This window comes from Luteibacter rhizovicinus (genome assembly GCF_004342265.1).
Lineage (GTDB): Bacteria > Pseudomonadota > Gammaproteobacteria > Xanthomonadales > Rhodanobacteraceae > Luteibacter > Luteibacter rhizovicinus_B.
Window position 1 is genome coordinate 730,780 of record NZ_SMCS01000001.1, and the last position, 15,891, is coordinate 746,670.

Consider the following 15,891-nt stretch of genomic DNA (forward strand, 5'->3'; position numbering starts at 1 on the left):
TAACGGGGCGGGGGAGAAGGTGGAAAGCGGATATTTCCGGAGCAGCGCCATGGGAAAGAAAACGAAGCGGGGCGATCCGACTTACCTGGAATCGAGGAAAACATTACTGGATGCCTATAACGTCGCAGCCGCCACGAACCCGGCCGCCTGCCGGCCTCGTGTGATCGACGAAACCCGGGCGGCGCCGGGCCGTCCATCGTCGACGGTCCAGCACGGCGCCGTCCGCCGGAAAATATAGTCAGACGGGGAGGGTTTCTTCGCGGCGGTCCGCTGTCCCGGCAAACCGAACATGAAAATGTTCACCATGGCCTGATGCAACTGCATGGGCGACAGGGGTTTGTGGATAAGTGGAATATCGCTTGAAGCCGCTTCCCTCACACGTGGGGGAAAGCATCGCGCCGACGCATGCCCAGGGATGACCGCATGCCGGTCCAGTCCCATCACGTGCCCGGCTCGCGCTCTGCCCACGGCCAACCCGGCCCCGGCCTTCCCGAGGCACGAGCGTGAAGCGGCTGTCCTTGACCGAAGATCGACGAGACACGTCAGGCCGTCCCCGCTAATGCGTGAAGAACCTTTTTTTGGGGAGCAGTGGAGAAACGTCTGACCGACCGCGCACGTCTGCGATGGACGGCGTCAGCGGCGTTTATCCGACGGATCGCGCTTCGGCATCGCGTTGAACCGGCGAAGGCATGCCGTGAACTGTTCCAGATCGACGTGGCTCCAGCCTTCGATCTTCCGATGGAAGACATCGCCCTTGCGAGCGATCGCCTGGTCGATGTTCCTGCGTCCAAGGTCGGTAAGGTCCAGCACGACACCGCGTCCGTCGTCGGGATCCGGCCGGGCCTCGACCAATCCCAGTTCGATGAGCCGCGACGTCAACCGGCTTGTCGCACTTCTGTCCATGGCAACGGCTTCCGCTACCCGGCTGACTTTCGCCGCGCCGAAGGAGCGGAGCCACTGCGCGATATGGAAGGCTGCGGGGGGCAGGTCGGGATGAAAGGCCGCTCCAGCTTCTGTCGTCAGGGCACGCGAAGCACTCAACAGCGCGCTGAGTTGTTCGCCCAGTGCGCCGACGAGTTTGTCGCGCTCAGTGCGCGCTTCATCCGTGCTTTTCTTCGCCGTTGCCGGGGCTTTCGCTGGCTCGGGCATCTTTTTCTTGGTTGGCATGTGATGTTCGGGGCGTAGCGGACTGCGCGCCATCCGGCCTATATAGTGGATATTTATCCACTATATCTCATCCGCGAGCCCCATGCCATGACCCACGTACCCATCATTGTCGTCACCGGCGCCACAAGCGGTATCGGTCAGCTTGCGGCCATCGAACTGGCGCGGCGGGGCGCTCACATTGTTTTTATCGCGCGCAATGAAGCCAGGGCCGCCACAACTCGCGCCACTATAGAAGCGGCGGCACCCGGAACGCGTGTCGACGTCCATTACGCGGACTTCGCGAATCTCGATACCGTCGCCTCGGCTGCCCACGAGATTTCGTCGAGCTACGAACGCATCGACGTACTGATCAACAATGCCGGGATACATGCTTTCGAGCAGCGCATCACGACGGACGGTTTTGCGGAGATGATTGCCGTCAACTACGTCGCCCCGTGGTTGCTGACGAATATCCTGCGAAAGAAGATGATCGAATCGGCCCCGTCGCGGATTGTTACCGTCGCCTCGGAAGCATCGCGGCGTGCCGGCGACTTTGTTCCCCGCCGGGCCATTCTCGACAGGACACCGTTTACGCGGCTCGGCTCGTCGAAGATGTACGGACAGACGAAGCTGATGAACATCATGTTTTCGCTGGAGCTGGCTCGCCAGCTGCAGGCCACCGGTGTCGCGGTCAACTGTCTGTGCCCCGGTTTCAATGTCACCGGACTGGGTCGCGAACTGGGCTTCGCCGCGGTTCTCGAACGGGTACTCAGGACATTGAACATCGGCAACCCGGAACGAGGCGCGGGCATCATCGTTAAGCTGGCTACCGATCCGGAGTTCGGGCTCGTATCGGGTGGCTATTTTTCAGTCAAGGACACGAAGCCGCTTGTGCCGATAGCAGCGGGCAACGATATTTCCGCTCGAAAGGAGCTTTGGTCCATCACATCGGCACTCCTCTCCGAGCGCTGGCCGGTTCCGGCCGCGCCGTGACCTGACGTTCGAGGTAGCTTTCCGTCAGTCCTTTCCGTTGTCGATGGAGTTTTCGAGCACCTTGCCGTCTTTTGCATCGACGCCGATTTCACGCGTGACGCCATTGGCGGCGATATCGAAGGAGTAGCGAAGTCCGCTGCCGCCTTTTTCCTTCTCCAGCTCTTCCTTTACGATCTTTCCGGGAAAAGTTTTCAGTGCGATCTCGCGCGCTTCAGGCATTTTGACGTGCGCCTGCGAGGCAAGTTTTTCATCGGTAGCAGCAACGGCGCTGAGTGTCGTGGCAAGCAGTGCGAAAGCGGATGCAAGCATTAGCGTTTTACGCATGACATTCTCCGGTGGATGGAATTCCGCCCATATCGCATATGGGCGGTGCCATCCTGAATGCTGCCGCTTAGTTCGCGCTTACGGATATACCGGCTAACCGAAACTCCGCCGAATGCTTTACCAGTCGTATGTTGCGCTAAGCATGGCGGTGCGTCCGCTGCCATACATGCAACGCGTCGCGTCGTAGCAGCCCGCGATGTAGACCTTGTTGGCCAGATTGCTGAGGTTCAGTGCCAGACGCCATTGCGGCAACTGATAGAAGGCGGTTGCATCGATAAGCGTATAGGCGGGTACGCGCAGGGAGTTATCGGGCGCGCCGAACGACGAACTGACGTAGCGCACGCCGCCGCCGAAACCGAGACCCGCCAGGTCGCCACCCGATAGCGTGTAGTCGGCCCACAGGGACGCCAGTTCGCGCGGAATGGGAATGGAGACAGGCCACTTATTCAACGTATTGTCGTTGGCCTTGGTGTTGCGAACATCCTGATAGGTATACGACCCGATCATATTGATGCCGTTGGCGAACGAGGTGCGCGCCTCCAGTTCGACGCCGCGCGAACGCACTTCACCGGTTTGCACATAGCCGTTGGGATGGTTGATCTGATCGGGATCGGGCGTGGTGACGTTCTGCTGCCGGATCTGGAACACGGCCGCGGTCAGCGTGGTCTGCGTTCCCTTTGGCTGGAAGCGCAAACCCGCCTCGTACTGCGTGCCCGTCGTGGGCCGGAACGGCGCGCCGTAGGCGTTCGCGACGGTCTGTGGATTGAACGATTCGGAATAGCTCAGGTACGGAGCCAGACCGTTGTCCGCTAGATAGACCAGACCCACGCGTCCGGTGAAGGCGTGATCGTTCTGCTTTGCCTTCGATGCATTGGCGACGGCGTAGTCGATGGATTCGCTACGGCTCCAGTCCTGCCGGCCCGACAGCACCAGTACCCAATGATCGTCGTACTTGATCTGGTCCTGCGCATAGACGCCCAACTGCTTCTGTCGCTGCTGGAGGTCCTGCGGATAGTTGGCGGCACCCGGCGCGAAGATGGCCGGATCGACTGGCGTGTAGACCGGGTTGTACAGATCGACCGCGGGTCCGAGCGCGTAGTTTTCCGGATCGGAGGTGCGCTGGCTCTGATAGTCCACGCCCATCAGTACGGTGTGCTGGAATGCGCCGGTGTTGAAGCGCGCTTCGAGCTGGTTATCCACGGTCAGGCGGCGATAGTCGGGTTTGGCGATGCCTGCATAGCGGTCGATGCTATGACCGTCCTCGGCCATGCCGATGCCGTAAAGCATGTTGTTGTCGAGCCATGTACGCGAGTAGCGGGCGTTCTGGCGGAAGGTCCAGGCGTCGTCGAAACGGTGTTCGAAACGATAGCCGGCCGCGTACTCGTGCTTCAGGTATTTGGTGAAATCGGGATCGCCGATAAACGTATGCGGAGAGATACGTCCATAAGGGCTGGGCTGGATAGTGCCGACCGCCGGCAGGAAGCTGTCGCTGGCGTTGAGTCGATCGCGCAGGTAATTCGCGGTCACCACCAGCGATGTATCGGCCGACGGCTTCCACGCGATCGACGGCGCGACCATGACGCGCGAACTGCCGAACGGCGTGTTGGCGATGTCCTGCTTACGCCCCACCGCCACGATACGGTACGACCACTGGCCATCCTTGCTGAGGTAATCGCCATAGTCGAACGCCAGCTGCTTGCGGGCGCGATCGCCGATCTGCATCTGCACTTCGTGCACCGGGGGGCCGCCAGCCACCTTGGACACCATGTCGACCGTACCGCCCGGGTCGCCCTGGCCATAAAGCACGGAGGAGGGGCCATGCAGTACGTCGACGCGCTCCAGTTGATAAGGATCGACGATCCAGCTGGCCAGATTCATCGTCACGGGCAACTGCAATCCGTCGAGATAAAGCGACGGCGAGAATCCGCGGATGACCGTGTACCAGTCCGAGCGCAGGTTCGGACCATAGCCGGCGACACCGGCGGAATAGCCCAGCGCCTGCACGACGCTCTGCGCACCCTGCATCCTGATTTGTTCCTGCGTCACCACGGACACCATCTGCGGCGTTTCGATCAGCGGCGTGCGGGTCTTGGTGGCCGACTCGGCCGTGCGGGCGTCCATATCGCTTACCGCCGCCTGGACGTCGATCGCCGATAGCTTCGCTGCCTGTTCGGGGCGTGCCTTCTGGGGATCCGTTGTGTCGTTATCGGTGGCGTAAGACAGGGTAGGCAGCAAGAAGGTAGCCAGCAATACGCTGGGCAATCGTTTGATCGTCATACGGGTGGGGCGCCTTGGGTCCATGCGCACGGCCTGGACCCGGGCGGACGATGTCCACTCAGGAGGGCGGGGCGCGTAGCGGGAGAGAGATTGCTAAATAAATGATAATGATTCTCATTTATTTAGCAAGACTTTCCTGCTGGCCACGGTACCTGATACTTCCCCAGGGCCGGTCGTCATATGTTGCGCTGTGCCTCAGAACGTCACCGTGGCGCGAGCCCAGTAATAGCGGCCCATGACATCGTAGGTAGCCACGTCGGTGTTCGAGTTGGTGACGTTGTTCTGGTAGAACAACGGCGGCTGTTTGTCGGCGATATTGTCGACGCCAAGATCCACCCGGGTATGCCAGCGTTCAAAGTTATAACCGGCCTGCACGCTGTGATAAGTGTAGGCGCCGATCTTACGGACCACGGCTGCCTGATCCGTGTCTGCCGACAACTGTTGCCTTTCGTCGGCGCTGCCGATCTGCGTGCGGCCGATGTAACGCATGCGCCAGCTCGCGCTCCACGGGCCACTTTTCCAGTTGAGCGTGGCAAGACTGCGCCAGCGGGGGAAGTCGCCATAGGCATAGGTGTACTTGCCTGCGTTATGGATCGTCACGGATGAGGGGTCGGCCGGATTGGGGTTGATGTCGTAGCGGGCGACATAGGTATTGTTGAGGCTTACGTTGAAGCGGCCGAAGCGGCTCTCGTCGAAGCGATACGTGATGTTGCTGTCCACACCCTTCGTGGAAAGCGAACCCAGGTTGACCGTCGGCTCGGCGACATAGTTGATCGCGCCGGTATCGAATCGATGGATGAAGCCGCAGAACGGACTCGACGCGTTCGCATAGCACTGGTTGAGCACGGTCTGTGCCGAGATCGAGGTGATCGTGTCGTTGAGATTGATGCGCCAAACATCCGCGCTCAGCGATAGCCCATTGATCCACTGCGGGTCGTACACCACGCCGAAGTCGAACGACTTGCCCTGTTCCGGTTTCAGCTGATAGCCGGCTGCAATGGCGCCGGATGTCTTGGCGCCGATCTGCGGATTGGCCTGCTGGTAGCTGCCGTCGGTGGGTACATTGGCACACGCGGCGGAGTGACCTCCCGTGTAGAAATTGCACGGATCGTTGACCGTCGGGGAATCGCCACCGATGCCGGAATACAGTTCCTTGATGTTCGGTGCGCGGAACACCTGCGAGACGGTCCCGCGCAATAGCAGGTTCTCGATCGGTCGCCATTCCAGCGACACCTTGCTGTTGGTGCTGCTGCCGGCGGAACTGTAGTCGGAGAAACGCGAGCCGACGGTGAGGTTCAGCGAATGGATGAATGGCTTGTCGGTCAGTAACGGAATCAGCGCTTCGGCATAGGCTTCTTTCACGTTGAAGCTTCCCGACAGCACCGTGGTGCAGAACTCCACGACGCCGCACAGGCCATCGAGATCGGCAACGGCTAGCGGGTCGGTGGTCGTCGAGGTGGATTCCTTGCGGTAGGACAGACCGGCGGCAAGGTTGACCGTTCCCGCCGGCAGATCGAACAGGTCGCCATTGGCGTTGGCCTCGAACTGTTTCACCGTGTAGTTGGTGGTCGTCACCGGATTGACCTGGATGCCCTTCAGGGCCTTGATGGTGGCCGGGTCGTTGAGGTTGAACAGATTGATGGGCGTGCAATTGGCGATCGGATTGCCCGGTGTGCCGCAGGTGACCACACCGGTACCCGCATCGCGATAGGACGGGCCGACCGCCTGCTGGAATTTGGCGTAGTCGAGGAATCCATAGTTAACCGACCGCTGTTTCAGCTTGCCGTAATTGATATCGGCGTCCCATCGCCAGGAACTGTCTCCGAAGCTGCCGCGGATGCCCGGATTGATCTGGGTGTTATCCGTCGTAAAGCTGTAACGGCGCTTGCCCAGCGTGGCAAGGCGCGTATTGAAGTCGTTGTAGCTTTGGCCGGTACCGCGATCGGTGCCGAAATTGACGCCGAACGGGTTGTAGTAATTGTCGGCCGAAACGAGATAGTTATCGCCGTTGGCGAAGATCGGTACGGGCGCCAGCAGTGAGTCCGACTTCGTCTTCGTGTAATAGACGTTGGCGTAAGCCTCGATATCCGGGGTTAGTTTGTACTTGCCAAGCGCGAACAGATTGGTGCGTTCCTGCGGTGTCTGCAGAATGTTGTCGCGCTGATAGTTATAGGAATCGGCCTTGGAATAGCAGTGATAGTCGGAGGTGCCGGTACGCCCGCTGACACCGCTATTGAGCGATACGCGCGAACCGCAGCCCAGTGCGGCAGCCTGGGCGCTGGGCAGCGTGATCGATCCGCTGGGAGTAGCGGACGAACCGCTGTAGATGACTTCGCCGCTGGACAGGTTGAGCGCGTCCCGCGAAAAATCGCGATTGGCGGCCGACACCTCGTCGATAGTGTGGTGGGACACACCGGCAACGATGCTTCCCTTTTCGCCGGTATGTCCGGCGGTCAGCGAGAAATTGCGTCGAAATCCGTCGCTGTGGGCACTTTCGCCAAAATCCGTACTGAACTGCACGCCGTCGAAACGGTCGCGCAGGATGAAATTGACCACGCCGCCGATGGCGTCGGAGCCGTAGACCGCCGACGCACCGTCGCTGAGTACCTCGATGCGGTCGATCATGTTGGCCGGAATGCTGTTGACGTCGTTGTAAGCCAGACGCACACCGTTGACCAGCAACAGCGTGCGTCTGTCGCCCAGGCCGCGCAGCGAGATGGTGGCCGCGCCAGTGCCGCCGCCGTTGTTGGTGCTTGCATTGGTCGCATTACCCGCCACCGAGGGCAGGTCCTGTACGAGGTCGCCGAGGGTGACCTTGCCGGTCGCGGCGATCTGCGCACGATCGATGGTAATGACGGGATTGGCGGTTTCCACATCGACGCGGCGTATACGCGAGCCGGTGACGGTGATGCCTTCCAGATCCTTGGCTTTCTCCGGCGAATCGGCGGAGTCGACGCTTGCGACGGCGTCCTGTGCATGTACGGCCGCGGTGGCCAACAAGCTCATGGTGAGTGCCGCGCAAATGGTGCGGGCGAGCAGGCGCTGATTGCCGCGGATGGCCGATGAACGATGACAGGGTGGATGGGCATTCGTGGTCTTGCGCATGGTATCCCTCGTGTGGCTTTAACGGCGTGATTGGCGGTGACGAGATAGCGTGTATCCGGATGCGAACGCGCTCGTGGCGCGATAACTCGAGTCGCATCCGTGCAGCACCCGCCGTCGCGTCCCGGTACCGGGACGACGGGCGCGATAACTCGCGTGGTCGGTCTCTCCGACGGCGCCGGACGAACCGGCGCATGCCTGCCTATCGATGGCGGAGACGAAACTCGTCCTTTCCATCGGCACCGGTTCCCGCTGCAGCGAGGACCGGCTCGATACGGTTCAGCCGTTGCCGGTGGTCACCGCATCCTGATCTGTCTGCCAGTACACCGCGTATCGCTCACCCTTGATCTGGTTGAGCGGAACGACCGCGAGCCTGCCCTGATGCGTTGTCGCTTCGAAACGCAGCGCATCGGAAGACTGCACTTGCATCCAGCGGTTGTCCTGCGTTGTTGTTGCCGCGATACGTGGCGTCGGCTGTGCTTTCGGCTCAGGCTTGGGGCCTGCGTCGTAAGCGCCGTACTGCATCGCTCGTGTCAGCCCCTGGTTGCCCAGACGCGCAGCCAGTACCAATGGGCCATAGAGCATGGCGCGCTGGGTGTCGTCGCCGGGCAGCGCCTCGCTATACAGCCGCATTGGCAGGTCGAGTTCGATGCGATCGCCGTCGCGCCATTCGCGCTGCAGGCTCAGATAGCTGCCGGGCGAGGCGAATACGTCGAGCATCTCGCCGTTGACGCGCACATGGGCGTTCGGGCCAATCCAGGACGGAATACGCAGATTCAGCGTCAGTCGCGTCGGTGCCGTCAGTTTCAGGCTCAGTCGTGTGCGCGGCTCGCGCGGGAAAACGGTTTCCTGGCGCAGGGTGAGCTGACGTTCCGTCCAGTCCAGTTCGGAAGGAATGAACAGGTTGACGTAGAGTTCCTGTCCATCGTGGAAGTAGATGCTGTCGTTGAAGCGGGCGAATTCTTCTGCGCCCGAACCGGTGCAACACCAGAACGAATCGGTCGGCGTGTTATAGAACTTCGCCGCACCGGGCTGCAGCGGGTAGTAATACAACTTCATACCGTCGTCGTCCTGGGTACCCAGGCGTGCGTTGTACAGGGTGCGTTCGTAGTAGTCGAAGATGCGCGGGTCGCCGTTCCAGGCGTAGAGATGCCGGGACAGCTTGAGCAGGTTGTAGGCCACGCAGCATTCGGCGCTGTAGAGGCCGAGCTGGCCTTTCAGATCGCCGGGACCGGTTTTCCAGAATTCGTCGTTGCTCGAACCGCCCGTAGCGTAACTGCGATTTTCGGTAACCGTTTCCCAGAAGAATTCAGCGATGCGCCGATAGCGCGGTTCGCCGGTCAGTTCGTAGCGCCGGGCGGCGCCGATGATTTTGGGTATCTGCGTATTGCTGTGCAGACCTTGCAGCTCGTCGCGATGACCCGCCAGCGGATCGAACAGGGACACCTGGTCGAAGCGGTGTGCGGCGTCGAGGTAACGGGCGTTTCCGGTGATCGCGTACAACTCGTACAGCGCGTCGTTCATGCCGCCGTACTCGGTCTTGAGCACGTGGGCGATTTCGTTGTCGGAGAAGCCATTGAGCCAGCGTACGGTCCAGTTGCCGATCCCGATGGCGGCCTTCAAGGCCTGCTGGTTGCCGGTATGCAGATACATGTCGAGCATGCCGGCAAGAATTTTGTGGACGGTGTAGAACGGCGCCCATACTTTCTGTCCGCTACCGAGGCGGTCGAAAAAGCTTTCCGGAAAGGCGCTCAGATATCCGTTCGGTTGCTGGCATGCCGCCAGTGCGGCCACCAACTGGTCGCCACGGGTCTTCAGCAATTCGTCGCCGAGGCTTGCGTATGCCAGCGCTGCGGCCGACAGGTAGTGACCGCCGCTGAAGTGGCCACGCAGTTCGCAATCGGGTTTTTCCCAGCCGCCCAGTGGCGATGCGCTGGAGGCGATGCCGGCCTGAACTCGAAAACTGTGCGCCAGACGATCCACCGGCAATCTGTGCAGATAACGCTGGTTGATCGCAGCGGCGTGGCTGAAATCGCTATCCAGCAGACGCACGCGGTTCAGGGCGAAAGGCTGCATGCGACGCACCGGCTGTTCGCGCGATCCCTTTCCCAGCGCCGCGTCGCCCGGTGCGGTGGCCGGTTCCGCCGTGTCGGGGCCGAAGCCGAATGCACGTGGGACCGTTATCGCGGACACCAGCGCAGTCGCTGCACTTTTGAGAAATCGCCTGCGATAGTCGACGCTTTGCTGCATGCCACCCCCATGGAACCCGGATACCGGCGCAGCGGATACTTCCGCCGCCCCGATCGCACATCCCCCGATGCACGCTTTCATCGTGCCGTCACACAACCGTGCCGTCTTGTGTCATTTGCGGTACCTGCATGCGGAATTCCGCACAGTTAAAGCCTGGCGTCGCAGAATGACGCGATACACGCGCTTTCGATCAGCGCCCGCCGATTTCGATTCGCTGGCCCGGTTTGCCGCGCAATCGCACGGTTTCGCCGCGTCGATCGGTGTCCGGCACCGGTTGGCCATCCAGATGAATGTCGGACAGGCGTTTGCCGACGGGCATGCGCAAACTCAGCCAGACGGCATCGGGCATGGCGTGCTGGGGCAGGGTGACCGTGCCTTCTATGTCGCCATCGGCGGTCGCGCGCAATTGAAAACCGGTGTATCCCCAGCGCGTGGGAGCCTTATCTATGCCGATCGGCTTCCGGCTTTCCAGCCATGTACGGGGGATCGCACGGCCGAGATGGAGCGTTTGCCCCGCGCTGTCTTCGAACACCAGCATCCAGCGCACGAGCAACGGTATGGTCATCTGGGCGGGTATGCAGAATAGCGGCATGCCGCCGCTCAGATCCGTTACTTCGCCGGCGGTCCAGCTGCCAGGCGTGTGCGCGTGGTAGCGATGCGCATAGAGGAACAGCAGGTATTCGTCGATGCGGTTCAGGCGCAGGAGTTGCTGGGCATAACCGTAGGAGATGAAACCCAGAATGTCGCGGCCGTCCGCGCTGGGCGGTGCCACGTTCGCCACCACACCCATGCTGGTAGCACCATGGCCGCGCATGCAGTCGATCACCAGATGAGCCAGATCGTCGGGAAGTATGTCGGCCTGCAACAGTTCCGCATACGCGCGATGCGGCCATTGCTGTTCGCTTGGTTTTTCCTGCGTCAACGACTCGCGGAACGTCAGCTTCGCGCCGGGCAGCGGTCCCACGTACGGCGGGGTGAGGTCGTGTCGTATGTTCGCGCGCAAGCTGCGCTCGACTTGCCCGCGCAACGTTCCGGCGCGTTCCTGCCATTGCATCGCCGTAGTGTGCGCGTCCGTCGCGCCAAGGTCGGGCCATACGCCGGCAAGGTCGGTCAGACCCCGGACGGCCAATGCACTATTGGCGTAATACGGTTTCCACCAGAGCATGGGTTCGGGAAACAGGCACGCGTCCGACTCGTTCCAGCCGTGGATCAGTCCGTGGCCGGGATGGTCGCGAGGCAGTGCAAGGCTTTCGTCGTGCAGTTCAAGAAGTATCTGCGCAGTGGCTTCGATCTTGCCGCGATGTTTACGCAGCAAGGCATCGTCGCCGGTGTAGCGCAGATAGCGCGCCATAAGCGACAAGGTAAGGCCGAACTGACCGATTTCCGCGCCGCGCATGTTGATCATGCCGTCCGGTTGTATGAAGTCGTCGAAGAATTCGTCCAGTACCGCGGCAGCCTGGGCGTAGCGGCCCCATTCCAGGTTCGCATACAGCGAACTGGTGAAAGTGTCCTGAAACCCGTCGTATTCGTTGCCGTAATAGTCCCGGTCGACAGCGCCGTACTTCGGATAGTCGCCACCCGGGCGTACCACCAGTTCGCGGGCGAAGGCGAAGCGTGCCATCTCGCTCCAGCCGGGCGCGGGTACGGTCGCTACGCTGGCATCGGCCAGTTCGCGTTGCCAGTAATCGTGGAAGCGCAACAGCGCGCGATAGAACGCTGCCGCATCGGGCGCCTCGCGTCGCGGTGGGCAGGCCGGGTAGCTGTATCCATAGCGGACCTTGCTGATTCTTCCGTGCTCGACCAGTGCTGTTCGGTGCCATGTCTGCACGACGAAGCGGTCATGGGCATCGACATCGGCAAACACCAGTACGTCGTACCAGCGGCCCTCGTCGATGGGCACGACCTTGTGCACGGCCGGCAACCAGCCGCCCAGCACGCCTTCGCGGCGACGCGCGACGCGTTTGGGGTCGTGCAGGTCGGCGAAAACCTGGTCGGAGTGATAGCCGCGGGTGCTGCCCGACGTATACACCGGCATGGTGTCGGCGCACTGCTTCGTGCCGACGAAGGTCGTCCAGGGTAGCCGACCGTAGTAGTTCTCCGGGTTGAGTTGCGAGGCCGGCGGGGGTGCGGCGCCGCGTACCTCCTGTTCGTCGGGCTCGCCGTGACGCAGCAGACGGTCGGCGAGCAGATCCGCCTCGGCAAGCGCGATATCGGCCAGCTTCATGCCGAGGTACGGGACACCTTCTTCGGCGTAGGCAGGCTCGGTTCGCTTGTCGAACACGCAGGCCAGGTTTCCGTTATGCAGGATCAGTACGCCGTCGGCATGGCGCAGATCTTCGACCACGTGCCAGTCGACATCGTCACTGGTAAATCGGGTGACCGGCACATAATCCCGAAGCGGCAGGTCGGCGACCGGTACGCGTACCGGTGGGAGCGCGGACATGGTCGCCGTGCTGCGCGCGGCAGCCAGAGCCGGTGCGACAGGCGTATAAGTCAGGCCACCCAGGCCGAGACCTGCGCCAGTGACGGTCAGGCCTTGCAGAAAACGTCGGCGATCCATGAATCGGTATTCCTCAGTTATGGACGGCCAGACGGCTGTGACGTCGACCATAGGCGAAGTACACGATGCCACCGAGTACGAGCCATAGTGCGAAGCGTACATAAGTGATGCCTGGCAGACCCCAGATCAGCCAGCAGGAAAAACCCACGCCGATGATCGGCACCAGCGGGACCAGGGGAGTGCGGAAGGGCCGCTCCAGTTCGGGTCGACGCCAGCGCAGGACAGCCACCGCGCTGCAGATCACGATAAAGGCGCCGAGAACGCCGATGTTCACCAGTTTGGCCAGTTCGTCCAGCGGGAACAGGCCCGAAGCCACGGCCGTGACCAGGCCAAGCAGAAACGTGGTGCGATGAGGCGTATGCCAGCGCGGATGGACCTTGGCGAACCAGCCTGGCAGCAGGCCGTCGCGCGCGAGTGCGAACCAGATCCGCGCGCCGGCCATCAGGTTGGCGAAGATCACGCTCGTGATGCCGCATACCGAAGCCAGCGAGATCGCCACCATCACCTGCGGCAGGCCGATCGCGGTGAATGCACCGGCCACCGGTGCGGCGTTGTCCAGCGAGGTGTACGGCACGATGCCGGTCAGTACCAGACATATCGCGAAGTAAAGCGCCATCGCGATACCCAGCGACAGCAGCACGGCTCGCGGCAGATCGCGCTGCGGATTCTTCGCTTCCTCGGCGGCGGTGGTCAGCATGTCGTAGCCGAAGACCGCGAAGAACACCACGGCTGCGCCGGTGACCACGCCATGCATACCGAACGGCATGAACGGATGCCAGCGCTCCGGTTTTACATAGGCCACGCCGGCGATCACGATCAATGCGGCGGCGGCTATCTTGATCGCTACGATCAGGGTATTGAAGCGGGCACCCCATTGCATCCGCATCGCCAGCACGGCGGTGATTGCCAGCGAGATAACAACGGCGGGCAGATTGAACAGGCGTCCCGGTGCGCTGCCGTAGGCACCTTGTGCCCATACCGGTAACGGTATGCCGGCGGCTTCGAGCAACGCCTGCACATAGCCGGACCAGCCCACCGCCACGACCGCGGCGATGAGCGCGTATTCCAGCAACAGATCCCAGCCGATGATCCAGCCGACGAACTCGCCCAGCACGGCGTAGCCATAGGTGTAGGCACTACCGGAGACCGGGATCAATCCGGCGAACTCGGCATAGCACAGCGCGGCGGCGGCACTGGCGATACCGGCGATGAGAAATGAAAGCACCACGGCGGGACCGGCCTGCGTGGCGGCCACGGTACCGGTGAGTACGAAGATACCGACACCGATGATTCCGCCCAGTCCGATCGCCGTGAGTTGCCATAGCCCCAGTATCCGGCGCAAACCACTGCGCTCGCCGACTTCGCGCTGCATCGTCTCGACCGACTTGCGTCGCGTCATGTCCGCCATCAAACCCATCGTGTCTCTCCCCGGTGACTTGTTCTTTATGGCGCGGCTTGGCGTGGCGGATAAGGTGTCGCACCACCGTTGGCAATGAAGCGGTCGATACGCCGGTTGAGTACCGGCAGCGGCACCGAGCCTGTGGAAAGCACCGTGTCGTGGAAGGCGCGGATGTCGAATTTTTCGCCCAGCGCGCGTTCGGCGCGCGCACGGCCATCGCGGATGGCCAGCTCGCCGAGGTAATAGGAAAGCGCCTGACCGGGCCATGCGATATAGCGATCCACCTCGGTCTCGATTTCGTGCTCGGCCAGCGCGGTGTTCTCGCGCAGATAGGTCTGCGCCTGCTCGCGTGTCCAGTGCAGATGATGCAGACCGGTATCGACCACCAGCCGCGCGGCGCGCCAGGCCTGATAACTGAGGTAACCGAAGCGTTCGTACGGTGTGTCGTACATGCCCATTTCGACGCCAAGGTATTCCGAGTACAGTGCCCAGCCTTCGCCATAGGCCGAGATATAGCTGTAACGACGGAAGTCCGGCAGACCGTCTATCTCGGCGGCGAGCGGCATCTGCAATGCGTGGCCCGGCGAGGATTCGTGCAAGGTCAGTGCCGGCAGCGAATACAGCGGGCGTGAGGGAAGGTCGTACGTGTTGACCAGGTAGATGCCGGGTCCGCCTCGACCGCCCGTGTAGACAGGCGCCAGATCCGCGGGTACCGGCTCGATGGCGAAGCGTCGACGCGGCAATCGACCGATGTAGTCGCCCACCTTGCCATCGACCCGCTTGGCGATCCAGGCGGCATCCTTGAGCAGCTCGTCGGGAGTCTTTGCGTAGAAGCGCGGATCGCTGCGCAGGAACTGCAGAAACTCGGCGAAGCTTCCCTTGAATCCGGTCTGCGCGATGGTGTCGAGCATCTGCTGGTGGATGCCAGCCATTTCCTTCAGGCCCAGCGCATGAATCGCATCCGGGTCCATGTCGAGCGTGGTGTATTCGCTTATCTGCGCACGATAGAACGCGTTTCCGTCAGGGAGATCGTCGGCGGCAAGCGTGTCGCGCGCCTGTTTCATGTACTCGTCGCGCATGAAGGACAGCAGCTTTGCATAGGCCGGAATCACGTCGTGGGCAATCGTCGCCAGCGCCTCGGCGCGCAAGCTGGCCTGCTTCGCCGCTGGAAGGGTCGGCGACATGTTCGCGAACGGTGTGTAGAACAGGTTCCGCTCGCCGGTTTGGGCAACGACATCGGCGATCGCCCGATCGCGGCCTTTCAGGACGATTTTCGGCTGGCTGAATCCTCGCGCGAGTCCCAGCCGCATATTGGCGATCTGTTCGTCGAAATAGCGCGGCATGTCGCGCAGCTTGCCCAGGTAATCGCGATAGCTTGCTTCGGTGGTGAAATGGCCACGGGCCGTGAATCCCAGATCGCTCCAGAACGCCGAGTCGCTGTTGAACGGCATCTGCCAGGTGCGGAAACGCTCGTTGGCCAGCAATACCCCGATCTGTTGTCTGTATACCTCGTAGTTGACCGGGTCCTCGCCGTCGAGCTGGTCCTCGCTGATCGTATCGAGTTCCTTGAGTACGTCGGTCCAGTAACGTTCGCGCGCCGCCTGGCTGGCGGCGTCGACCCTGGGCAAGTGATCGGCGGCGGGCCCCTGGCTGTCTTCGTCGTCGCCGCCTGCAAACTGCACCTGTCGCCACTGCCATTCACGGGAATACAGCTGATGGAAGCGTGCGGTGGCATCGGTCGCCGCCAGCGCCGATGAGCGGTCCGGTGCCAGACCGCCGAAGCAGAGAAGAACCAGGCAGAAGCCCTGGCGTAGCGGAATCGCTTTCATTCGGGCATCCG

Annotated in this window: 10 protein-coding genes; 2 read left to right on the plus strand and 8 right to left on the minus strand. The window is 61.9% G+C overall.

The window, feature by feature from the left end; all coding sequences use genetic code 11:
- Nucleotides 1-49: 49 nt before the first annotated feature.
- Nucleotides 50-238: a hypothetical protein gene (locus tag EC912_RS03300; protein ID WP_132141690.1), complete on the plus strand. Its 189-nt coding sequence runs from the start codon at nt 50-52 to the stop codon at nt 236-238.
- 395 nt (nt 239-633) lie between these two features.
- Here EC912_RS03300 and EC912_RS03305 read toward each other — a convergent pair whose 3' ends face one another.
- On the minus strand, nt 634-1,167 hold the full coding sequence (locus tag EC912_RS03305; RefSeq protein WP_207906751.1) for a MarR family winged helix-turn-helix transcriptional regulator: 534 nt from the start codon (nt 1,165-1,167) through the stop codon (nt 634-636).
- An 87-nt stretch (nt 1,168-1,254) separates the two neighbouring features.
- Between EC912_RS03305 and EC912_RS03310 the strand changes: the two genes are divergently transcribed.
- The gene (locus tag EC912_RS03310; RefSeq protein ID WP_132141691.1) at nt 1,255-2,139 is read left to right on the plus strand and encodes an SDR family NAD(P)-dependent oxidoreductase; all 885 of its coding nucleotides are present in this window, start codon (nt 1,255-1,257) and stop codon (nt 2,137-2,139) included.
- Between the two features lie 24 nt (nt 2,140-2,163).
- Here EC912_RS03310 and EC912_RS03315 read toward each other — a convergent pair whose 3' ends face one another.
- The 7 genes from EC912_RS03315 to EC912_RS03345 all read right to left on the minus strand — a co-directional run bounded on the left by EC912_RS03315 (nt 2,164) and on the right by EC912_RS03345 (nt 15,880).
- Entirely contained in the window at nt 2,164-2,463 is a 300-nt protein-coding gene (locus EC912_RS03315; protein ID WP_132141692.1) for a PepSY domain-containing protein, read from the minus strand.
- Between the two features lie 117 nt (nt 2,464-2,580).
- Complete coding sequence (locus tag EC912_RS03320; protein WP_165973485.1) at nt 2,581-4,740, minus strand: TonB-dependent siderophore receptor; 2,160 nt, start codon at nt 4,738-4,740, stop codon at nt 2,581-2,583.
- Nucleotides 4,741-4,935: 195 nt separating this feature from the next.
- Nucleotides 4,936-7,845: a TonB-dependent receptor gene (locus EC912_RS03325; RefSeq protein ID WP_428993074.1), complete on the minus strand. Its 2,910-nt coding sequence runs from the start codon at nt 7,843-7,845 to the stop codon at nt 4,936-4,938.
- Between the two features lie 276 nt (nt 7,846-8,121).
- Entirely contained in the window at nt 8,122-10,035 is a 1,914-nt protein-coding gene (locus tag EC912_RS03330; protein WP_165973486.1) for a glycoside hydrolase family 127 protein, read from the minus strand.
- A 247-nt stretch (nt 10,036-10,282) separates the two neighbouring features.
- Nucleotides 10,283-12,652, minus strand: a complete 2,370-nt coding sequence (locus EC912_RS03335) for a twin-arginine translocation signal domain-containing protein (RefSeq protein ID WP_132141695.1) — start codon at nt 12,650-12,652, stop codon at nt 10,283-10,285.
- Between the two features lie 13 nt (nt 12,653-12,665).
- The gene (locus tag EC912_RS03340) at nt 12,666-14,069 is read right to left on the minus strand and encodes an amino acid permease (protein ID WP_132141696.1); all 1,404 of its coding nucleotides are present in this window, start codon (nt 14,067-14,069) and stop codon (nt 12,666-12,668) included.
- A gap of 26 nt (nt 14,070-14,095) precedes the next feature.
- Complete coding sequence (locus EC912_RS03345; protein WP_132141697.1) at nt 14,096-15,880, minus strand: DUF885 domain-containing protein; 1,785 nt, start codon at nt 15,878-15,880, stop codon at nt 14,096-14,098.
- Nucleotides 15,881-15,891 lie beyond the last annotated feature (11 nt).